We start from the raw sequence: 22650 nt of genomic DNA, 5'->3' as shown, positions 1-22650 counted from the left end.
TGTCAGTGGAGGCATCTCCACTCAAACAGAAACGACCGCTCGTCTCAACCGGGACTTTAGACCAATAGTAACTATGGCCTAGTCTTTGGGGGCATATTTAACCTGACTCATTGTGATTTACAGAGTTCCGCCCCAAGAAGGTTTAGGCTAGCCCTTTCATCAACACGGATGTGTACCTGAATGACCCCGAAGCTTTCTTCACGACACCGTCGGGCCCTGCGTCTGACCAGTCGATTTCTGGCCCCTTACCGCTGGCAAGTCATCGCTGCGCTGCTGGCGTTGATCGTCACCGCCGCCGTTACGCTGTCGATGGGGCAGGGCATCAAACTGTTGGTCGACCGTGGCTTCATGACCCAGTCGCCGCATCAGCTCAACCAGACTATCGGCATCTTCATGCTGATGGTGCTGGGTTTGGCGGTCGGCACGTTCGCGCGATTTTACTGGGTGTCGTGGATCGGCGAGCGCTGCGTGGCCGATATTCGCCGTGAGGTGTTCAACCATCTGGTCTATCTGCATCCCGGCTTCTACGAGAACAACCGCAGTTCGGAGATCCAGTCGCGGCTGACCGCCGACACGACGCTGCTGCAATCGGTGATCGGCTCGTCGCTGTCGATGTTCCTGCGCAACCTGTTGATGGTGATTGGCGGTGTCATCCTGCTGTTCGTGACCAACGCAAAACTCACCAGCATCGTGGTGATTGCCTTGCCGTTCGTGGTCGCGCCGATCCTGATTTTCGGTCGACGCGTACGCAATCTATCGCGGCTGAGCCAGGACCGCGTCGCCGATATCGGCAGCTATGTGTCGGAAACTCTCGGCCAGATCAAAACCGTGCAGGCCTACAACCATCAGGTGCAGGACGAGCGACGTTTTGCGACGACGGTCGAGGACGCGTTTGACACGGCGCGCAAACGCATCTTTCAGCGCTCGTGGATGATCACCATGGTGATCGTGCTGGTGCTCGGCGCGGTGGCGGTGATGTTGTGGGTCGGCGGCATGGACGTGATTGCCGGGCGCATCACCGGTGGCGAACTGGCCGCGTTTGTGTTTTACAGCCTGATTGTCGGCAGTGCGATAGGCACGTTGAGCGAGGTCATCGGCGAACTGCAACGCGCGGCGGGTGCCGCCGAGCGCATCGCTGAGCTGTTGGGTTCGGAAAATATCATTCAGCCGCCCACTACCGGGCTGGTGACCCTGCCGCAGCGCGTGCGGGGCGAATTGCAATTACAGGAAGTACGTTTTTCCTATCCGTCGCGGCCTGAAAGCTATGCCGTCAACGGCTTGAACCTGACCATCCGGGCCGGTGAGACGCTGGCGCTGGTGGGGCCATCCGGCGCCGGCAAGTCCACGGTGTACGATTTGCTATTGCGCTTTTATGACCCCGTGGAAGGGCGGATCCTGATTGATGGTGTGCCGCTGACCAGCCTCGATCCGCTGGACCTGCGCCGTCACTTCGCTTTGGTCTCGCAGTCACCGGCGCTGTTTTTCGGCAGCGTTGAAGAGAATATTCGTTACGGCAATCCGGGGGCGACGCTGGAGCAAGTCAAGGACGCGGCAAAAATTGCTCACGCCCACGACTTCATCGAGAAAATGCCCAACGGTTACCAGACCCATCTCGGCGATGGTGGCCTCGGTCTTTCCGGTGGTCAGCGTCAGCGTCTGGCGATTGCCCGGGCGTTGCTGGTCGACGCACCGATCCTGCTGCTGGACGAAGCCACCAGCGCCCTCGATGCGCAGAGCGAACACCTGATTCAGGAAGCGCTGCCGAGCCTGATGCAGAACCGCACCACGCTGGTGATCGCGCATCGACTGGCCACGGTGAAAAACGCTGACCGGATTGCGGTGATGGATCAGGGCAAGCTTGTGGCCATTGGTACTCATCAGGAGCTGATTGCCAGCAATCCGCTGTATGCACGGTTGGCGGCGTTGCAGTTCAATGATGGCAAGAGCGCTTCAACGAGTCCTGTCACCGACCCTGCCATTCACTAAGTCACCGATCAGGTTGTGTAAATAAAAATGCCCGTATCTTGCGATACGGGCATTTTTCGTTCCTTGGCGTCAGTTGCTTGATCACTGATCGTCGAAGTAGCGCTCATGCCAGTCCACCAGTGGCTGTGGCGAGTTGAGCTTCTGGCCGTAGATCACCGAGTACGACAACACGTTCTGCACGTACTGACGGGTTTCATCGAACGGGATGCTTTCCACCCAGACGTCAAAACTCAGGTGATCAGCGCCGCGCAGCCATTGGCGCACACGGCCGGGGCCGGCGTTGTAGGCGGCGGAGGCGAGGACGCGGTTGCCGTTGAACTGGCTGTGCACCTGACTCAGGTAAGCAGCGCCGAGCTGAATGTTTTTGTCCGGGTCCAGCACTTGCTGCGGCGAGGCCAGCGGGATGCTGAACTTGCGCGCGGTTTCCTTGGCGGTGCCGGGCATCAATTGCATTAGGCCACTGGCGCCAACGCCGGAGCGCGCGTCGTCCATAAAGGCACTTTCCTGGCGGGTAATGGCGAACACCCAGCTCGAATGCAGACCACGTACCTTGGCTTCACGCACGAGCGTTTCGCGGTGGGCCATCGGGAAGCGGATATCCAGATCGTCCCAGTACTGCGCCTGACTGATGGTGCGGATCGCCGGGAAGTACCATTTCAGGTCGTAAGCCAGTTTCGCCTGGGCAACCATTTCATCGCGATTGAAATGGCGGCTGACGTGGTACCACTCGCGACGCCCGTCGACGATCTGTCCGCGAGCATGGAATTCCAGCGCGCGACGCACGCCCGGCGTGTTGCGAACCTTGTTGACCAGCGCCTGACTGAGGACCAATGGCTTGTTGTTCAGGGAGTACGGCGATTGCGAGCGGTCGGCGGCGAGGAATCCGTAGAAATCACGTTCCCGGGCGAGGCCTTTGTACAGCGTCTGCGCTTCCGGGTTCTGCGGCTGGGCCAGTTCCAGACTGCGTGCCTGCCAGTAGCGCCAGCGGTTGGTGGTGGCCAGATCCTGCGGCAGACGGCGGGTCAACTGATACGCATCGTCCCAGCGGGCCAGACGCAACAGCAGGCGCAAACGCCATTCCGAGACGGTGTTGTCGCGCAACTCCGGGTCGTATTTGGTCATCACGTCCAGCGCGCGGCTGTCGAAGCGCCGGGCGAGAGTCAGACCGATTTCCCGGGCGATCGCGACTTTTTCATCGCGAGAGAAATGCATGCTGCTGGCGTAACCGTCGAGCAACGCCATGGCCTTGTCCGGATCCTGACGAGCGAGGCGGCGCAGGCCGAGGCTGACCACGTCGGACATCGGCTCATCGGCCGGAGTGAAGCGCGAAGGTTGATTGAGCAGTTCCGGTTTCTGCGCCACATCCACCAGCAAGCGACCGCGTGGGGCGAGGGTGGTCAGGCCGTTGACCAGACTGTTGGCCAGTGGATAGTTGCGCGTCTGAGCGGCGAGTTTGGTGCGCTCCCAGCGTTTCTGCTCGGTGAGCTGGCCGTCGGCGGCCCAGATACCGAACAGCGCGTCGCACGCAGCGGGTTGCGATTTGCCGGTCAGCCAGAGCTTGTCGGCGTTGGCATAGCCTTCGGCTTTCTTATTGTGGGTGATCTGGTATTGCGCATTGAGGCAATCCAGCTCGGTGAAGTTGAGTTTCGGGTCGTAGTACTTGACGAAGGTCGCCCAGTCGCCTCGGTCGGCGAGCCAGCGCAACCAGCGCAGTTTCATCCAGTTGGCCTGGGGCAGGTCACCGTGTTCGGCGAGGAATTTTTCGATTTCCGCATTGCTCGCGGTCTTCAGGCGCGCGGTCAGTTCGTCGTAGGCCAGGTACGGTTCCAGCGGGTAATCGGCCAACGCCTGGCTGTAGCGGAAGTACGGGCCGGTATCGCCCTTGGCCAAGGCGCGCTTGGCTTCATCGTAATACTGGCGTTGGGTGGACAGGTCCACCGCCTGGGCGGATTGAGCGGCAGCGGCGGTAAGTAGCAAACAGGACAAAACACTGAAAAGGCGACTGCGCATGAGACATCCGGGCAGAGAAATCATGACAAGTGCCGACACGAATCAGCACTGAATTGTCTGTAGCTTAGCCTTTTGCCAGCAAGCGGCGAAAGCTTTGCGGGCCTCGCAGCACAAGTTCGCAACAATTGTTGTGCAGAGTGCTTCGACAGACAAATTGCCGGCCTGCTGAAGCCCTAACTCAGGTAGAATGCGCGCCCGGTTTTTGGAGAAGCTCATGACCCTGCTCAAATTCAGCGATGTGTCCCTTGCGTTCGGCGCTATGCCGTTGTTGGACAAGGTGTCCTGGCAGATCGCCCGTGGTGAGCGGGTGTGCATCATCGGCCGCAACGGCACTGGCAAGTCCAGCATGATGAAACTGGTCAAGGGCGACCAGAAGCCCGATGAAGGCTCGGTGTGGCGTGCCCCCGGTCTGAAAATCGGCGAATTGCCGCAAGAATTGCCGGTGGCCGACGATCGGACGGTGTTCGACGTGGTCGCTGAAGGCCTTGATGGCGTGGGTGCGTTGCTCGCCGAGTACCATCACCTCGCGCAGAACTGCGTCACTGAAGAAGACCTGAACAAGCTGATGCACGTTCAGCAAGACCTCGAAGCCCGTGATGGCTGGCGTTTGCAGACGCTGGTTGAAAGCACCTTGAGCCGTCTGCAACTGCCGGCCGACAAGACCCTCGCCCAGTTGTCCGGCGGCTGGCGTCGTCGTGTGCTGCTGGCACAGGCGCTGGTGTCCGAGCCGGATCTGCTGCTGCTCGACGAACCGACCAACCACCTGGACATCGGTGCGATTGCCTGGCTTGAAGAAGCGTTGAAAGATTTCCAGGGCGCAGTGCTGTTCATCACGCACGACCGTTCCTTCCTGCAAAACCTCGCCACACGCATCCTCGAACTGGATCGCGGCGGCCTGATCGACTGGAACGGCGACTACGCCAGTTTCCTCGTGCACAAAGAAGCCGCGCTGGCCGCTGAAGAGACCGCCAACGCGCTGTTCGACAAGAAACTGGCCCAGGAAGAAGTCTGGATCCGCCAGGGCATCAAGGCGCGCCGCACCCGCAACGAAGGCCGCGTCCGCGCCCTGAAAGCCCTGCGCGTTGAGCGCAGCGAGCGTCGCGAGCGCACCGGCAAGGCCAACATTCAGTTGGACACTGCCGACAAGTCCGGCAAGCAGGTGATGGTCCTCGAGAACGTGAGTTTCGCTCACCCGGGCGGCCCGTTCCTGATCAAGGATTTCTCGATGGTGCTGACGCGCGGCGACCGTATCGGTCTGCTCGGCGCCAACGGTACCGGCAAGACCACCCTGCTAAAACTGATGCTCAGCGGTCTGCAACCGACCAGCGGCAAAGTGGAAGAGGGCACGCGCATCGACGTGGCGTACTTCGACCAACTGCGTCATCAGCTGGATCTGGAAAAAACCGTGATCGATAACGTCGCCGAAGGTCGCGACTTCATCGATATCGACGGTCAGAGCCGTCACGTGCTGAGCTACCTCGGCGACTTCCTGTTCAGCCCGCAGCGTGCCCGCACGCCGGTCAAGGCGCTGTCGGGTGGTGAGCGTGCGCGTCTGTTGCTGGCCAAACTGTTCAGCAAACCTGCGAACCTGCTGGTACTCGACGAGCCGACCAACGACCTCGACGTGGAAACTCTCGAGCTGCTCGAAGAAGTGCTGCTGACTTTCAACGGCACCGTGCTGATGGTCAGCCACGACCGGGCATTCCTCGACAACGTGGTCACTAGCACGCTGGTCTTCGAAGGCGAAGGCAAGGTGCGTGAATACGTCGGCGGCTATCAGGACTGGATCCGTCAGGGCGGATCGCCGCGCCTGTTGGGCGTGACTGAAAGCAAGTCGGGCAAGGCTGACCTGAATTCGGCGGTGGTCACCGCTGAACCGGCTGTGGTTGCTGCGCCTGTCGCTGCTGCTCCGGCTGCCAAGAAAAAGCTGAGCTACAAGCTGCAACGCGAGCTGGAAGCGCTGCCGGGCGATATCGACGCCAAGGAGCAGCAGATCGCTGCCGTAGAGTCCGAAATGGCAGAAGCCGGTTTCTATCAGCGTCCTGCGGCTGAGACTGCCAAGGTGATCGCATCACTTGAGCAGTTGCAGGCTGAGCTGGATGCGTTGATGGAGCGTTGGGCCGAGCTGGATGCCTGATTGATCCGGATGTGAAAAAGCCCGGCGTTCAGTGATGAACGCCGGGCTTTTCATATCTAAACGCAGTTCACTTGCAGGAGTGAGCCTGCTCGTGATAGCGGTTTGGCATTCAACGAATTCGTCGACTGTCAGAACGCGATCGCGAGCAGGCTCACTCCTACACGGGACGGTTTCAGCGTTTGATCAGGTGTACCGCCAGTACATCGCAAGGCGCGCCGTGCAGTACGTCATTGGCGGTCGAACCCAGCAACAGCGCCAGACCATGGCGGCCATGGCTGCCGACCACGATCAGATCGCACGTGTTTTCCTTGGCGAAATGATGGATTTCCTGGCGAGGCTGGCCATAGGTCAGGTGGCAGTTTGCACCTTCAAGTTCTGCATATTTGGCTTTCAAGCGCTCAAGTCGTTCCTTGGCCTGATCGAACTGCTGTTGTTGCAGTTGTGACAGATCCATCGGTACGTCGCCGCCGAACGCCATGGCCATAGGTTCGACTATATGCACCAGCGAAAGCTTGGCGCCATTGCTCACCGATAGCTCGCGGGCGCGGTGAATCACAGGGTCGCACTCTTCGGTCAGGTCTACGGCGACCAGGATGTGGTGGTAGGGCATGAGGTGCTCCTCGTGAGGTTTCAATATTGTTAAGTATGGCTGGTTTCAAGCACATTGGTTCCAAAGTGACACAATGCGCTCACCGAGAATTGGGAATAGAGATATGACGGTCTGGTTGGTGGTGTCAATCCTGCTGGTGGTTTTAAGTCCGCTGGCGTGGTTGCGCCCATCGCGCGCGCAAAGCGGTCGCATCGCCCTGCGCATGGAGGCGCGCCGCATCGGTCTGGCCATGCAACTGGCGCCTCAGGAATGGCCGCACTGGCTGGCGCAGGAACCGCCGAACCCGTGCGCGCAGTATCATCGGCCGCGCCGTGGCAAGTCGCCTGCCTGCTGGACTTACTGGCAGAAAGCGCCGGGGGTGTGGGTCAATCAGTGGCAGGAAGTCTGCGAAGATCGGGCGCTGCTTAATCATTTCGAAAAATTGCCGGGCAACGTTTTCAAAGTCGAGGCAGACAAGCAGATGATCGCCTTGTATTGGGGCGAGAAGGGCGACGCCACGGTTTTGCTGGATATCGATGCCACCCTGAAAGCACTGGCATGACGCGCGGACTTTTCCCACTGCAACGGTGGGGAACGTCCGGCAGACGCGCAATAAAAAGCCCGACATGATTCATCGGGCTGGGTTGGCCAGGCAGGCCGGAAATCTTTTTGATGTTGAGTCAGTCAGCGCATTTCCCTGTCGTCCACCCAGCGTAGCCCTTTAAACAAGGGCTGTTGCGAATTAGGGCGACTTTTCTAACTATTGATTCTATGAATGGCTTCACATGCAGACGCGTGTTGCGGGTCTTCGTCTTACAGAAATGACCGCAAAGTCGCATTTCAACCCGTATTTTGGGCGATTGACAATTGTCGGAAATTCCGTGAAGGTGACGTACCCAAATCAAACGGGCGTATGAATTGAGCGTTTGTCTTACAGACTGCTCCTACAGAATCCCGACTATCGCGTTGGCGGGTGTGCCGGGTGGATTGGCGTTAGCATCGACGAAAAAGCGTCCTGCCGAGCCATTCGCCTGCGTCCGACGTGTACTGTTCAGCTTCCATATCGTGGAGATCAGTTGATGATTTACGAAGGTAAAGCCATCACGGTTAAAGCTCTTGAAAGTGGCATCGTCGAATTGAAATTCGACCTCAAGGGTGAGTCCGTCAACAAGTTCAACCGTCTAACCCTGAACGAACTGCGTCAGGCCGTAGACACCATCAAGGCAGATGCTTCGATCAAGGGCGTGATCGTCAGCAGTGGCAAGGACGTGTTCATCGTCGGCGCCGACATCACCGAATTTGTCGACAACTTCAAGCTGCCGGATGCCGAGCTGGTTGCTGGCAATCTCGAAGCCAACAAGATCTTCAGCGATTTCGAAGACCTCAACGTTCCGACCGTCGTGGCCATCAATGGCATCGCGCTGGGCGGCGGCCTGGAAATGTGCCTGGCGGCTGACTATCGCGTCATGTCGACCAAGGCCAAGATCGGTCTGCCGGAAGTCAAACTGGGCATCTACCCAGGCTTCGGTGGCACCGTGCGTCTGCCGCGTCTGATCGGTGTCGACAACGCCATCGAATGGATTGCCTCCGGTAAGGAAAACCGCCCTGAAGACGCCCTGAAAGTCAGCGCCGTCGACGCCGTGGTTGCTCCTGAAAAACTGCAGGAAGCTGCCCTTGAACTGATCAAACGCGCCATCTCCGGCGAGTTCGACTTCAAGGCCAAGCGTCAGCCGAAACTTGAAAAACTCAAGCTGAACGCCATTGAACAGATGATGGCTTTCGAAACCGCCAAAGGTTTCGTCGCCGGTCAAGCGGGCCCGAACTACCCGGCGCCGGTTGAAGCGATCAAGACCATCCAGAAAGCCGCGAACTTCGGTCGTGACAAGGCGCTGGAAGTCGAAGCTGCCGGTTTCGTCAAACTGGCCAAGACCTCTGCCGCGCAGAGCTTGATCGGCCTGTTCCTGAACGATCAGGAACTGAAGAAAAAGGCCAAGGCCTACGACGAAATCGCCAAAGACGTGAAGCAGGCCGCTGTACTCGGCGCCGGCATCATGGGGGGTGGTATCGCTTATCAGTCGGCCTCCAAAGGTACGCCGATCCTGATGAAGGACATCAACGAGCACGGTATCGAGCAGGGTCTGGCCGAAGCCGCCAAACTGCTGGTTGGCCGCGTTGATAAAGGTCGTATGACCGCTGCGAAAATGGCTGAAGTGCTCAACGCCATTCGTCCAACCCTGTCCTACGGCGACTTCGGTCACGTTGATCTGGTGGTCGAAGCTGTCGTCGAGAACCCTAAGGTCAAGCAAGCCGTGTTGGCTGAAGTGGAAGCTCAGGTCAAAGAGGACACCATCCTCGCGTCCAACACCTCGACCATTTCCATCAGCCTGCTGGCGAAAGCCCTCAAGCGTCCGGAAAACTTCGTCGGCATGCACTTCTTCAACCCGGTGCACATGATGCCGCTGGTGGAAGTGATCCGTGGCGAGAAGTCCAGCGAGCTGGCTGTTGCCACCACCGTTGCCTACGCCAAGAAAATGGGCAAGAACCCGATCGTCGTCAACGACTGCCCGGGCTTCCTGGTCAACCGCGTACTGTTCCCGTACTTCGGCGGTTTCGCCAAGCTGGTCAGCGCCGGTGTCGACTTCGTCCGTATCGACAAGGTCATGGAAAAATTCGGCTGGCCGATGGGCCCGGCATACCTGATGGACGTGGTCGGCATCGACACCGGTCACCACGGTCGTGACGTAATGGCTGAAGGTTTCCCGGATCGCATGAAGGATGACCGTCGTTCGGCCATCGACGTGCTTTACGAAGCCAAGCGCCTGGGCCAGAAGAACGGCAAGGGCTTCTACGCTTACGAGGCCGACAAGAAAGGCAAGCAGAAGAAAGTCGCCGATCCATCGGTGCTGGAAGTGCTCAAGCCGATCGTTTACGAGCAGCGCGAAGTCACTGACGAAGACATCATCAACTGGATGATGATCCCGCTGTGCCTGGAAACCGTGCGTTGCCTGGAAGACGGCATCGTTGAAACTGCCGCCGAAGCCGACATGGGTCTGGTCTACGGTATCGGTTTCCCTCCATTCCGTGGCGGTGCGCTGCGCTACATCGATTCGATCGGTGTTGCCGAGTTCGTTGCCCTGGCTGACCAGTACGCTGATTTGGGCGCGCTGTACCACCCGACCGCGAAACTGCGTGAAATGGCCAAAACCGGCCAACGGTTCTTCGGTTAAGCGTCCCAACTTTTGAGCGAGAGTGAAATTTTATGAGCTTGAATCCAAGAGACGTCGTGATTGTCGACTTCGGTCGTACTCCGATGGGCCGCTCCAAGGGCGGCATGCACCGCAACACCCGCGCCGAAGACATGTCGGCGCACTTGATCAGCAAATTGCTGGAACGCAACGCCAAGGTCGATCCAGCTGAAGTCGAGGACGTGATCTGGGGTTGTGTCAACCAGACCCTGGAGCAGGGCTGGAACATCGCGCGCATGGCGTCGCTGATGACCCAGATCCCGCACACTTCGGCTGGCCAGACCGTCAGCCGTCTGTGTGGTTCGTCGATGAGCGCATTGCACACTGCTGCGCAAGCGATCATGACCGGCAACGGTGACGTGTTCGTGGTTGGCGGCGTCGAGCATATGGGCCACGTGAGCATGATGCACGGTGTCGATCCGAACCCGCACATGTCGCTGTACGCGGCGAAAGCCTCGGGCATGATGGGCCTGACCGCGGAAATGCTCGGCAAAATGCACGGCATCACTCGCGAACAGCAAGACGCTTTCGGCGTGCGTTCCCACCAGTTGGCCCACAAGGCCACGGTGGAAGGCAAGTTCAAAGACGAAATCATCCCGATGCAGGGCTACGATGAGAACGGTTTCCTGAAATTGTTCGACTACGACGAAACCATTCGTCCGGAAACCACCCTGGAAAGTCTGGCGGCCCTCAAGCCTGCCTTCAATCCAAAGGGCGGCACCGTGACTGCCGGTACTTCGTCGCAGATCACCGATGGTGCTTCGTGCATGATCGTGATGTCGGCGCAGCGTGCACAGGATCTGGGTATCCAGCCAATGGCGGTTATCCGTTCGATGGCAGTGGCGGGTGTGGATCCGGCGATCATGGGCTATGGTCCAGTTCCGGCAACACAAAAAGCCCTGAAGCGTGCGGGCCTTGGCATCAACGATATCGACTTCTTCGAGCTCAACGAAGCTTTCGCCGCACAGGCCCTGCCAGTGCTGAAAGATCTGAAAGTGCTCGACAAGATGAACGAGAAGGTTAACCTGCACGGCGGCGCGATCGCCCTGGGTCACCCGTTCGGTTGCTCCGGTGCCCGTATTTCCGGCACCTTGCTGAACGTGATGAAGCAGAATAGCGGCACCTTCGGGGTGGCCACTATGTGCATTGGTCTCGGCCAAGGCATCTCCACTGTCTTCGAACGCGTTTAAGCGTCTCGTCGATGGAAGCCGGGGCCAAGTGCCCCGGTTTTTGTTTTTGTGGATTTATTTTGTTTTTATTTTGAAAAAATTTGAGTGAGGGCCGAAGCATGCCGATACAACCTGGGCTCTACCAACATTACAAAGGTCCGCAGTACCGCGTATTCAGTGTTGCGCGGCATTCCGAGACCGAAGAAGAAGTGGTCTTTTACCAAGCCCTGTATGGCGATTACGGCTTTTGGGTGCGCCCACTGAGCATGTTTCTCGAGTCAGTCGAAGTTGACGGCGAGCAGGTGCCACGCTTTGCTTTGGTGCAAGCCGAACCGAGCCTTTTTTCCAAGGCATAAGGCGAGGGCGCACAGAACCCTGTGCTTGACCTCACCTTGTATCAACTATATATAGCGGTGCCGCGTCAGGCGCCAACCGCCTTTCACTTCTAGAATTCAGGAATTTTCTGATCCATGGGCAAATCGCTGGTCATTGTGGAATCCCCGGCTAAGGCCAAGACCATCAACAAGTATCTGGGTAACCAATACGTGGTGAAGTCGAGTATCGGCCATATCCGAGACCTGCCCACCAGCGGTTCGGCTAGCGCCAGCAAAGAGCCAGCCGCCAAGCGCGGCAAGGCTGCTGCGGGCGAAGGTCCGGTGCTCTCGCCGAAAGAGAAAGCGCGCAAGCAGCTGGTCTCGCGTATGGGTGTCGATCCCGATCATGGCTGGAAAGCCAAGTACGAGATCCTCCCGGGTAAAGAGAAGGTCATCGAAGAGCTGCGCCGGCTCGCCAAAGATGCTGACACCATCTATCTCGCAACCGACTTGGATCGCGAGGGGGAAGCCATTGCCTGGCACCTGCGCGAAGCCATCGGAGGTGACGACAGTCGCTACAAGCGCGTGGTGTTCAACGAAATCACCAAGAAGGCGATTCAGGAAGCCTTCTCGGAACCGGGCGAGCTGGACATCGATCGTGTCAACGCGCAGCAGGCGCGTCGTTTCCTCGACCGCGTTGTGGGTTACATGGTCTCGCCGCTGCTGTGGGCGAAAATCGCTCGTGGCCTGTCCGCCGGTCGCGTGCAATCGGTTGCCGTGAAGCTGGTCGTTGAGCGTGAGCGCGAAATTCGTGCGTTCAACCCGGAAGAGTACTGGGAAGTGCACGCCGATCTCGGCACCACGAAAGGCTCGACCGTGCGTTTCGAAGTGGCTCGCGAGAAAGGCGAAGCCTTCAAGCCGCTCAACGAAGCTCAGGCCATGGCTGCGCTGGAGAAACTCAAGTCTTCCAGCTACAGCATCGTCAAGCGCGAAGACAAGCCGACCAGCAGCAAGCCTTCGGCGCCATTCATCACGTCGACCCTGCAACAGGCTGCGAGTAACCGCCTGGGCTTCGGCGTGAAGAAAACCATGATGATGGCCCAGCGTCTGTACGAAGCCGGCTACATCACTTATATGCGTACCGACTCGACCAACCTCTCGGCTGATGCCGTGGCGATGGCGCGCACTTACATCGAAGACGAGTTCGGCAAGAAGTATCTGCCGGAAACGCCGAACGTCTACAGCAGCAAAGAAGGCGCGCAAGAGGCTCACGAAGCGATCCGTCCTTCCGACGCCAACACCACGCCGACCAAGCTCGCAGGCATGGAGCGTGACGCTGAGCGCCTCTATGAACTGATCTGGCGCCAGTTCCTCGCATGCCAGATGCTGCCGGCGCAATATCTGTCGACCACCGTCAGCGTAGGCGCTGGCGATTTCGAGCTGCGCGCCAAGGGCCGTATCCTCAAGTTCGACGGTTACACCCGCGTCATGCCGCAGATTGCCAAACCAGGCGACGACGACGTTCTGCCTGATATGGCTCAGGGCGACGTGATGAAGCTGATCAAGCTCGATCCGTCCCAGCACTTCACCAAGCCGCCGGCCCGTTACTCGGAAGCCAGCCTGGTTAAAGAAATGGAAAAACGCGGCATCGGTCGTCCTTCGACTTACGCTGCGATCATTTCGACCATTCAGGATCGCGGCTACGTGACCCTGCACAACCGTCGTTTCTACTCGGAAAAGATGGGTGACATCGTTACCGAGCGCCTGTCGGAAAGCTTCTCGAACCTCATGGACTACGGCTTCACCGCCGGCATGGAAGAGAACCTCGATGACGTGGCACAGGGTGAGCGCGACTGGAAAAGTGTGCTGGACGAGTTCTACGGCGACTTCAAAAAGAAGCTCGAAGTAGCCGAAAACCCGGACAGCGGCATGCGTGCCAACCAGCCGGTCATGACCGACATTCCGTGCACGACCTGTGGTCGTCCGATGCAGATTCGTACTGCGTCGACCGGCGTGTTCCTCGGTTGCTCGGGCTACAGCCTGCCGCCGAAAGAACGCTGCAAGGCCACCGTCAATCTGGTGCCGGGCGATGAGATCGCAGCGGACGACGAAGGTGAGTCGGAATCGCTGGTGCTGCGTGGCAAGCATCGCTGCCCGATCTGCAGCACGGCGATGGACGCCTACCTGCTGGACGAGAAGCGCAAGCTGCACATCTGCGGTAACAATCCGGATTGCGCAGGCTACGAAATCGAAGAGGGCAGCTATCGCATCAAGGGCTATGAAGGTCCGAGCCTGGAATGCGACAAGTGCGGCAGCGAGATGCAGCTCAAGACTGGCCGTTTCGGCAAGTTCTTCGGTTGCACCAACCCTGAGTGCAAGAACACCCGCAAACTGCTGAAAAGCGGTGATGCAGCGCCACCGAAGATGGATCCGGTGAAGATGCCTGAGCTGAAATGCGAAAAGGTCAACGACACCTACATCCTGCGCGACGGTGCGTCCGGCCTGTTCCTGGCGGCCAGTCAGTTCCCGAAAAACCGCGAAACCCGTGCTCCGCTGGTGATCGAGATTCTGCCGCACAAGGACGAGATTGATCCTAAGTACCACTTCCTCTGCGACGCTCCGCAGAAGGATCCTGATGGTCTGCCGGCGGTGATCCGCTACAGCCGCAAGACCAAGGAGCAATACGTGCAGACTGAGGTCGATGGCAAGCCTACCGGTTGGAAGGCGTACTTCGACGGTGGTAAGTGGACGGTTGAAGACAAGCGTACGAAGGCCAAAGCCGAGTAAGCGTTAGTCTGATACTGAAAGGCCGCATGACAACCCACGGGTTTTCATGCGGCCTTTTTGTTTTGTGCTTGCGGTAGGATCGACTGATCCACGACACTGTCCGGCCTGTGTGAAGCAATTATTTCGTTGTGGAGAGTGCCGTCATGGCTCACGAACTCTATACCCGTACCAATCAGAAGATCTATTTCGCCGGCCTGTCGCTCGAAGCCTTGGCTCGCGCTGAAGAAGGGCGGGCGATGAATTCTCTGGCGTTGATTCAGGCTGGCCGAGAATCGGCGTTGTTTCACCTGTACGGTGCCTTGTTGGGGCTTTGTCATGAGATCGCTGGTTTCTATCGTCTGCCGCAGGCCAATGCGCCGCGGGCCGAGATGCTGTTGACGCGTGAAGTGCTGGAGTCGATCGCGATTCCCGAGTTGGCCGAAATGGTCGAGCTGGCAGGTAACTCTGAAACCTGGTTGGCGAAACTGCTGGCTGCGCATTCGGCGCTGTTTCAGCCGCCACGGGTGCCACACAAGCCCAAAGGGGACGTGACTCAGCCGCTGATTCAGGCGATTAATCTGGATGAAGAGGAGTCGCCAGAAGAGCTGAGTCGAGAGGAGCTGGAGAGCTGGCGGCAGAATCTGAAGGGCTTGGCGATTCGCTTTCGCGAAGGCTTGAACGAGTGCTGAGGGCGATTGACACGGTGGCAATCTGAAACATGCTGCTGGTCAAGATCCCGAGCGAAGCCTGAATGATGTCTATATAATCCCTGCCTTTCGTGGAGAACAGACCTATATGCCAACGTCCTTTCTAGAAATTGTCGAGTTACCAGACGGCCGAATCGAGCTGCGCAGGGCTGAGGACGAGGGTTCTTTGGTGACGCTGGATTTCTCCGAGGATGCCAAAGCGTTCCTGCAAGGTCAGCATGTGGAAATCGCCAAGGCGATGTTAAGCGTCGGCGTGCAGATGGCCGGCCGTATGGTTGAAGGCGAGTTTGATAAGGAAGAGGGGCCGCGGGTTCTTCATTGATCCTGGCGTCTCTTTACTTTTTGACGTTACCGCTTCAGATCGGCTTCTCTTTCCCTGGAGAAGCCCTGCGCTTCACACAGCGCGTATAACTACCAATCAACCCAAACGAATATTCAGGCTCTGAGCATCGCCCGTGCGTGCGGCGTTGATCAGTTGTTGTCGTGAATTTGCGTTCAGCGGGTTGAGCCAAGTGACTACGGTATGACTGCGACCCAGCTTCAGGGCTTCGCATGCCAGTTGCTGAGCGCTTTGAGCGCCCCGTGGTTGCAGCAGCAGAATGCGTTCGCGGTTCAGGCCGGCATCCCGCAGCCATGTCTGGGTCAGGCTTGCAGGAGGCGCTATCAGCGTCAGCCAGCGCGCGTCCTGATCTTCACTGAGTTCGCGAAGGATCGGGGCTAGCAGGTTCAGGCAGTTCCCGGCAGCACCCCGCAGTGACAGCTCACTGAATACTTCGGGTTCGGCATTCCACGGGCGCTCGACCACATCTTTCAGAGTCGGCGCCATCGGTTGCGCCAGAAACGCTTCGAATAAAGGCAGTTGTGTTTGCTGGGGGGTGTGTGGGAACTGCATAAAGCCTCCTTTAGCGGCGAATGACGCCGACACTCAAGCCTTCGATCACCAGTTCCTGATCTTTCAGGTCAACTTCGATAGGGGCGAACTCGGGGTTTTCGGCAATCAGCCAGACCTTGCTGCCTTCACGCTTGAAGCGTTTGACCGTTACTTCATCGCCGATGCGTGCGACGACAACCTGGCCGTTACGCGCTTCACGGGTGGTGTGCACCGCGAGGAGGTCGCCGTCGAAAATGCCGATGTCCTTCATGCTCATGCCGTGCACGCGCAACAGGTAGTCGGCACGAGGGTGAAAGAAGGTCGGGTTGATGTTGCAGGATTCCTCGATATGCTGCTGGGCGAGGATTGGCGCGCCGGCAGCGACCCGGCCAATGATCGGCAGGGTGGAGTCGTCGGCCTTGGCTTCGAAGCCGGGAATGCGAATACCGCGAGAAGCGCCAGGGGTCATCTCGATGGCACCTTTGCGGGCCAGTGCCTTGAGATGTTCTTCAGCCGCGTTCGGCGACTTGAAGCCCAGTTCCTGAGCGATTTCCGCACGGGTTGGCGGGTAGCCGTTGTCTTCGAGGCAACGTTTGATAAAGGCCAGAATCTCGGCTTGGCGTGGCGTCAGCTTTAGCATATTGATCGCTCTGTCTTTTTATACAGTGACTGGGATTATATACAGTGAAGCGCCCTTGGCAATGCCCGTTTTTTTGCCTGCCGCCGGACGGTCAGAAGAAGCGTTTAATAAAGCGTCGGCCTTGTGTGGTTAAATAGCTGACCGACCATTCCCAAAACGAACTGGCAGGCTTGACAAGGCACAGGCTGAAACGTATGTTTCAAACAAGTGTTTGTCAGGCGGAGTAGCCATGGCCCAGTCGGAAACCGTTGAACGCATTCTTGATGCTGCCGAGCAGTTGTTCGCGGAGAAAGGTTTCGCTGAAACCTCATTGCGTTTGATTACCAGCAAGGCTGGCGTCAACCTGGCAGCGGTGAACTATCATTTCGGCTCGAAAAAAGCGCTGATCCAAGCGGTTTTTTCGCGCTTTCTCGGCCCGTTCTGCATCAGTCTCGATAAAGAGCTGGAGCGGCGTCAGGCCAAGCCTGAAAACAAGCCAACCCTCGAAGAGCTGCTGGAAATCCTTGTCGAACAGGCCCTCGTGGTTCAGCCACGCAGCGGCAATGATCTGTCGATCTTCATGCGCCTGCTCGGTCTCGCGTTCAGCCAGAGCCAAGGCCATTTGCGCCGCTACCTGGAAGACATGTACGGCAAGGTATTCCGTCGCTACATGTTGCTGGTCAACGAAGCCGCACCACGAATTCCGCCGATCGAGCTGTTCTGGCGCGTGCACTTCATGCTCGGCGCCGCCGCGTTCAGCATGTCCGGCATCAAGGCTTTGCGCGCAATCGCCGAGACCGATTTCGGCGTCAATACCTCCATCGAACAAGTGATGCGTCTGATGGTGCCGTTCCTCGCCGCGGGTATGCGCGCTGAAACCGGCGTCACCGATACAGCCATGGCCACCGCGCAACTGCGTCCGCGCAGCAAATCAACGCCGGTCGCCGCCAAGGTTTAACCGCACACGGGTGGGCGCGGCAGCTTGTATCCGCTAAGCTAGCCGCCCATGCCGACTCTCGTTCTGAACCCGATCTTCATAGAAATTGCCGACCTGCCGAGCATGGCTCACGGTAGCGATTTTCTGCGGATCGGGTTTTTCGTTTTCAAGGAATTTCTATGACTGCTGGCCTGCAAGGCTCGTTGATGGTGGACGTCGCCGGTACCTGGCTGACGGCCGAGGATCGCCAATTGTTGCGTCAGCCCGAAGTGGGCGGCCTGATCATTTTCGCGCGCAACATCGAGCATCCACGCCAAGTGCGTGAACTCAGTGCGTCGATTCGCGCGATTCGCCCGGACCTGCTACTGGCGGTGGATCAAGAGGGCGGTCGTGTGCAGCGTCTGCGCCAGGGCTTCGTGCGTCTGCCGGCCATGCGCGCCATCGCCGATAACCCGAATGCCGAATACCTCGCCGAGCAATGCGGCTGGATCATGGCAACCGAAGTACTGGCAGTGGGTCTCGATCTGAGTTTTGCCCCGGTACTCGACCTCGATTACCAGCGCAGCGCCGTGGTCGGCACCCGTTCATTCGAGGGCGATCCCGAGCGTGCCGCAGTGCTCGCCGGTGCATTCATTCGTGGTATGAACAGTGCGGGCATGTCTGCCACCGGTAAGCATTTCCCTGGCCACGGCTGGGCCGAAGCCGACTCTCATGTCGCGATTCCAAACGACGAACGCAGCCTCGACGAGATCCGCGCCAACGACCTCGTACCCTTCGCCAAACTCAGCAAACAATTGGCCGCGATCATGCCGGCGCACGTCATTTATCCGCAGGTCGATTCGCAGCCAGCCGGCTTCTCCCGACGCTGGTTGCAGGACATTCTGCGCGGTGAATTGCAGTTCGACGGCGTGATCTTCAGCGACGACCTGTCAATGGCCGGTGCCCACGTGGTTGGCGATGCCGCCAGTCGTATCGAAGCCGCACTGACTGCCGGTTGCGACATGGGCCTGGTGTGCAACGACCGCGCCGCTGCCGAACTGGCCCTGAGCGCCGCACAACGGATGAAGGTCAAGCCATCCGCGCGCATCGCCCGCATGCGCGGTCAGGCATTCGCCAGCACCGATTACCGTCAGGATCCGCGCTGGCTCACCGCCATCGGCGCGCTCAAAGACGCTCAACTGATCGATTAAGGATTTTTCGCTATGACGGTTTACGCAATCATCGGTGGCACTGGCCTGACCCAGCTCGAAGGCCTGACCATTCGCCAATCGCTGGCGGTGGACACGCCCTACGGCGCGCCATCGGCCGACGTGCAGATTGGCGAGTACGCTGGCAAGGAAGTGTTGTTCCTTGCACGTCATGGCCACCCGCATCGCTTCCCGCCGCACAAGGTCAACTACCGCGCCAACCTGTGGGCGTTGAAGCAGGCCGGTGCCGAGGCAATCATCGCGGTGAACGCGGTGGGCGGTATTCACCCTGAGATGGGCACCGGGCATTTCTGCGTGCCGCACCAGATCGTCGACTACACCAGCGGCCGCGAGCACACTTTTTTCGCCGATGATCTGGAGCACGTCACCCACATCGACTTCAGCTTTCCTTACAGCGAGCCGCTGCGTCAGCAATTGATCGCGGCGGTGGCTGCCGAAGGTTGCGAGTACAGCGATCAGGGCGTGTATGCCTGCACCCAGGGCCCGCGTCTGGAAACGGTCGCCGAGATCGTGCGTCTTGAGCGTGATGGCTGTGACATCGTCGGCATGACCGGCATGCCGGAAGCGGCGCTGGCCCGTGAGCTGGATCTGGATTACGCCTGTCTGGCGCTGGTGGTGAATCCGGCGGCGGGCAAGACTACGGAGGTGATTACCATGGCCGAGATCGAGCAGGCGCTGCATGACGGCATGGGCAAGGTGAAGTCGGCGTTGGCGCGGGTGCTGGCCGGCTAAGGACTGCCCATGAGCATTATCATCGAACGGCTTAAGTCGTTGGCCTGGCCCCGGGCATTCACTGGCAGCGCGCTGGCCAAGGCCCGGGCTTATGCCGCCGAGGACCGGGTAGAGATCATCGAGATCGATGACAGAAAGATCGAGGCGTTCTGCGTCGGTTCTGAAAATCAGGCGTATGAACAAACCATTTACCTGTCCGAAGATCGGCTGGGTTCTGTCAACTTGCGCTGCCTGTGCACCTGTCCTGTCTCAATCGACTGCAAACACTGCGCTGCGGTGCTCTATCACCTGCAGGGCAGTGATCATGAAGCGTCTGAAAGTGACGCACAGATCCCGTTGGGTCGGGCGCTGGAACATTGGCTTTCGACCATCCCCGTTCCGGCCAAGCCTGCCGAAGAAGGCGCGCAAACCGCAGGCACGCGCCTGTTTTACAAGCTCAAGCCAACGTCAGTGAGCGGCAAGTGGCTGCTCGATATTTTCAAGGTCTCCCAGCTCAAGAGCGGCGAGTTACGCGAAGTCAAACCGATGTATTCGCTAGCGGAAATGCTAATGCGTCAGCCCGGCTACCTCACCGAGCTGGATCTGCGTGTCGCCAGGCTGCTGGTTGCCATGCACTCTCACCACGCCTATTACAGCGGCTATCCGCTGGAAGGCAGCAGCGGCGCCGAACTGCTGGAAATGCTCCTGCGCACCTCGCGGCTGTTCCTCGATTTCGAGGATCTGCGACCGTTGGTGCCGGGCGCGAAGCGCATCGGCCAGTTCGCTTGGGCCGAGCAGGCTGACGGCGGTTTCCGCGCGCAGTGGAGCAGTGCCGAGGCTGCGCAGGAAACTGTGCTGGCGCTGGAGCCGCTTTATTACCTGGATCGTGAACAGCGGCAGATTGGCCCTCTGTTCAATGAGCTGGAAGAAAAACTGGCCAGCCATTTGACTCTGGCGCCGGACATTCCGGCGCGTCAGGCCATGCAGTTCAGCCATCGCATGAGCGCCGCGACGAGAATCCCGCCGCCACACCAACTGACCGAACGAATCATCGACGACGTACTTCCTCAGCCACAACTGACCCTCGTCAGCGGTCGGGAGCGCTCGCGCTGGGAATACGTTCTGGAGCACCGCGCCGCCCTGGTGTTTACCTACAACGGCCAGCCGACGGTGGATCGCAACCCGGAAGTGATGATCCTCAACGGTACCGAAACCCAGCGCATCCAACGCCAGCCTGCGGTGGAAAAGAAACTGCGCCAGATTCTGCAAAAGCACGGTTTCAAGAAAGCCACGCGCAAGAGCTCGCTGGATCGTCCCGGTGAGATGTTCACGTTGCCGGATGATTCCGCCTGGCTCGGGTTTATGCACGAAGGGCTTGCCACGTTGCGCGCCTCGAACTGGGAAGTGGAGATGAGTCCCGGCTTTCATTTCAATGTGCAACCGGTTGAGCATTGGTACGCCGAGGTCGAAGAAGAGGCTGGGCATCAGTGGTTTGATTTGCAGTTGGGTATCGTCGTCAATGGTCAGCGCTACAGTTTGCTGCCGATCCTTCTGCACTTGTTGCGCACCCAGCCGCGCTTGCTTGACCCGGTCAATCTGGCACAACGCAGCGATGACGAAAAACTCCTGATCGAACTCAAGCCCAGCGGTTTTGGCGACCCTTCGGGCGCCAAGGTCGCGCTTCCGCTGAGTCGGGTCAAACCGCTGATGGCCACGCTGGGCGAGTTATACCTGGGCGGTCATCAGGGCGATGCACTGCGTTTGAGTGTCCCTGATGCCGCGCGCTTGAGTATGCTCGATGGCGTGCCGCTGGATTGGCAGGGGGGCGAGCGGCTGCGCACCTTCGCCAAGCGATTGCAGAATTCCAGTCACACCCTCGTCGCTGCGCCGGCCGGCCTTAATGCGCAACTGCGCCCGTATCAGCTCGAAGGCCTGAACTGGATGCAGACCCTGCGCGAGCTTGAGGTCGGCGGTATTCTGGGCGATGACATGGGGCTGGGCAAAACGCTGCAGACCTTGGCGCATCTGCTCACGGAAAAACACGCCGGTCGCCTTGATTGTCCGGCTCTGGCGGTGATGCCGACCAGCCTGATTCCCAACTGGCTCGACGAGGCCGAGCGTTTCACCCCCCAGTTGAAAGTATTGGCGCTGCACGGCTCGGGGCGGCAAAAGGATTTCGCTGATCTGGCTGAGTACGATCTGGTGCTGACCACTTACGCGTTATTGCCGAGGGATTTGGAGACCTTGCAGCCGCAGCTGTGGAGCGTGCTGATTCTCGACGAAGCGCAGAACATCAAAAACCCGATCAGTAAAGCGGCGCAAGCGGCCCGTGACCTGCAGGCCCGCCAGCGCTTGTGCCTGAGCGGCACGCCATTGGAAAACCACCTGGGCGAGCTTTGGTCGCAGTTTCATTTCCTCATGCCCGGCTGGCTTGGCGACAGCAAAACCTTCAATCGCGATTACCGCACACCAATCGAAAAGCACGGCAATGTTCAGCGCATGCAGCACCTGACGGCACGCATCAAGCCGTTTTTGTTGCGTCGCAAAAAGGATCAGGTCGCCACCGAGTTGCCGCCGAAAACCGAAATCATCCATTGGGTTGATCTCAGCGACGGCCAGCGCGATGTCTATGAAACGGTTCGCGTGGCGATGGACAAAAAAGTCCGCGACGAAATTGCCCGCAGTGGCGTGGCGCGCAGTCAGATCATCATTCTCGATGCCTTGCTCAAACTGCGGCAGGTCTGTTGCGACTTGCGTCTGATCAATATGCCGCTGACAGCAAAAGCGCTGCGCTCCGGCAGTGGCAAGCTGGTCAGCCTGATGGAGATGCTCGAAGAGCTGCTCGGCGAAGGTCGCAGGATCCTGCTGTTCTCGCAGTTCACCTCGATGCTCGCCTTGATCGAGGAAGAATTGCAGCAACGTGACATTGCCTATTCGCTGCTGACCGGTGACACCACGGATCGGCGCACACCGGTCAAGGATTTTCAGGGCGGCAAGGTGCCGCTGTTTCTGATCAGTCTGAAGGCCGGGGGCACCGGTTTGAACCTGACCGCTGCCGACACGGTGATCCACTTCGACCCTTGGTGGAACCCGGCGGTGGAGAATCAGGCCACCGATCGTGCGTATCGAATCGGGCAAAACAACCCGGTATTCGTTTACAAGCTGATCGCTAGCGGCACAGTAGAGGAAAAAATACAGGCGCTGCAGCAGGAGAAAGCAGCGTTGGCCGGGGCGGTGCTTGAGGGCGGGACGACGGGTGGCTGGAAACTGGAGCAGGGTGACATTGAGGCGCTGTTTGCGCCGTTGCCTGTTGCCAAGGGCTGAGCCCTAAGTAATAGAGCAATATCTGATGGCCCCATCGCTGGCAAGCCAGCTCCCACA

17 protein-coding genes are annotated in these 22650 nt (G+C 58.9%); 13 read left to right on the top strand and 4 right to left on the bottom strand.

Annotated features, from left to right (window positions below; translation table 11 throughout):
• Positions 1–180 precede the first annotated feature (180 nt).
• Positions 181–1986, top strand: coding sequence for an ABC transporter transmembrane domain-containing protein (locus ACW9IR_RS06840; RefSeq protein ID WP_457462322.1), 1806 nt, complete (start codon positions 181–183; stop codon positions 1984–1986).
• 81 nt (positions 1987–2067) lie between these two features.
• Here the strand turns inward: ACW9IR_RS06840 and ACW9IR_RS06835 are convergent, their stop codons facing one another.
• A complete protein-coding gene (locus ACW9IR_RS06835; protein WP_102902231.1) occupies positions 2068–3996 on the bottom strand; it encodes a transglycosylase SLT domain-containing protein in 1929 nt (642 codons plus the stop codon).
• Positions 3997–4210: 214 nt separating this feature from the next.
• On the opposite strand from ACW9IR_RS06835, the gene ACW9IR_RS06830 reads away from it, so the two are divergent.
• On the top strand, positions 4211–6133 hold the full coding sequence (locus ACW9IR_RS06830) for an ATP-binding cassette domain-containing protein (RefSeq protein WP_110720553.1): 1923 nt from the start codon (positions 4211–4213) through the stop codon (positions 6131–6133).
• Between the two features lie 172 nt (positions 6134–6305).
• On the opposite strand, the gene ACW9IR_RS06825 is transcribed toward ACW9IR_RS06830, so the two are convergent.
• A complete protein-coding gene (locus tag ACW9IR_RS06825) occupies positions 6306–6743 on the bottom strand; it encodes a universal stress protein (protein ID WP_102902233.1) in 438 nt (145 codons plus the stop codon).
• Positions 6744–6846: 103 nt separating this feature from the next.
• On the opposite strand from ACW9IR_RS06825, the gene ACW9IR_RS06820 reads away from it, so the two are divergent.
• The 7 genes from ACW9IR_RS06820 (at position 6847) to ACW9IR_RS06790 (ending at position 15245) form a co-directional block, all read left to right on the top strand.
• Positions 6847–7284, top strand: coding sequence for a hypothetical protein (locus ACW9IR_RS06820; RefSeq protein WP_095121043.1), 438 nt, complete (start codon positions 6847–6849; stop codon positions 7282–7284).
• Between the two features lie 517 nt (positions 7285–7801).
• The gene (fadB, locus tag ACW9IR_RS06815; RefSeq protein WP_102902234.1) at positions 7802–9949 is read left to right on the top strand and encodes a fatty acid oxidation complex subunit alpha FadB; all 2148 of its coding nucleotides are present in this window, start codon (positions 7802–7804) and stop codon (positions 9947–9949) included.
• 32 nt (positions 9950–9981) lie between these two features.
• Positions 9982–11157 carry an acetyl-CoA C-acyltransferase FadA gene (gene fadA, locus ACW9IR_RS06810; protein ID WP_007910465.1) on the top strand — a complete coding sequence of 392 codons (1176 nt, stop codon included), beginning with the start codon at positions 9982–9984 and terminating at the stop codon, positions 11155–11157.
• A gap of 98 nt (positions 11158–11255) precedes the next feature.
• Positions 11256–11492, top strand: coding sequence for a DUF1653 domain-containing protein (locus tag ACW9IR_RS06805; protein WP_007910467.1), 237 nt, complete (start codon positions 11256–11258; stop codon positions 11490–11492).
• A gap of 114 nt (positions 11493–11606) precedes the next feature.
• Positions 11607–14237 carry a type I DNA topoisomerase gene (topA, locus tag ACW9IR_RS06800; RefSeq protein ID WP_457462317.1) on the top strand — a complete coding sequence of 877 codons (2631 nt, stop codon included), beginning with the start codon at positions 11607–11609 and terminating at the stop codon, positions 14235–14237.
• A 143-nt stretch (positions 14238–14380) separates the two neighbouring features.
• On the top strand, positions 14381–14905 hold the full coding sequence (locus ACW9IR_RS06795) for a DUF6586 family protein (protein WP_095121046.1): 525 nt from the start codon (positions 14381–14383) through the stop codon (positions 14903–14905).
• A gap of 106 nt (positions 14906–15011) precedes the next feature.
• Entirely contained in the window at positions 15012–15245 is a 234-nt protein-coding gene (locus ACW9IR_RS06790) for a hypothetical protein (protein WP_003226592.1), read from the top strand.
• A gap of 96 nt (positions 15246–15341) precedes the next feature.
• Here ACW9IR_RS06790 and sulA read toward each other — a convergent pair whose 3' ends face one another.
• Positions 15342–15815, bottom strand: a complete 474-nt coding sequence (gene sulA, locus ACW9IR_RS06785) for an SOS-induced cell division inhibitor SulA (protein ID WP_095121047.1) — start codon at positions 15813–15815, stop codon at positions 15342–15344.
• A 10-nt stretch (positions 15816–15825) separates the two neighbouring features.
• Positions 15826–16434, bottom strand: a complete 609-nt coding sequence (gene lexA, locus ACW9IR_RS06780; RefSeq protein WP_016775490.1) for a transcriptional repressor LexA — start codon at positions 16432–16434, stop codon at positions 15826–15828.
• A 229-nt stretch (positions 16435–16663) separates the two neighbouring features.
• Between lexA and ACW9IR_RS06775 the strand changes: the two genes are divergently transcribed.
• The 4 genes from ACW9IR_RS06775 (at position 16664) to ACW9IR_RS06760 (ending at position 22593) form a co-directional block, all read left to right on the top strand.
• Positions 16664–17371: a TetR/AcrR family transcriptional regulator gene (locus ACW9IR_RS06775; RefSeq protein WP_016986747.1), complete on the top strand. Its 708-nt coding sequence runs from the start codon at positions 16664–16666 to the stop codon at positions 17369–17371.
• A gap of 158 nt (positions 17372–17529) precedes the next feature.
• The gene (gene nagZ, locus ACW9IR_RS06770) at positions 17530–18540 is read left to right on the top strand and encodes a beta-N-acetylhexosaminidase (protein ID WP_457462313.1); all 1011 of its coding nucleotides are present in this window, start codon (positions 17530–17532) and stop codon (positions 18538–18540) included.
• 12 nt (positions 18541–18552) lie between these two features.
• A complete protein-coding gene (locus ACW9IR_RS06765) occupies positions 18553–19290 on the top strand; it encodes an S-methyl-5'-thioinosine phosphorylase (RefSeq protein ID WP_150730825.1) in 738 nt (245 codons plus the stop codon).
• 9 nt (positions 19291–19299) lie between these two features.
• Positions 19300–22593, top strand: a complete 3294-nt coding sequence (locus tag ACW9IR_RS06760) for a DEAD/DEAH box helicase (RefSeq protein ID WP_457462311.1) — start codon at positions 19300–19302, stop codon at positions 22591–22593.
• The last annotated feature ends 57 nt before the right edge of the window (positions 22594–22650 follow it).

Source organism: Pseudomonas sp. SDT291_1_S447 (genome assembly GCF_054070155.1).
Note: the sequence above shows the minus strand (reverse complement) of the source record. Positions and strands in the feature narration are given on the sequence as shown.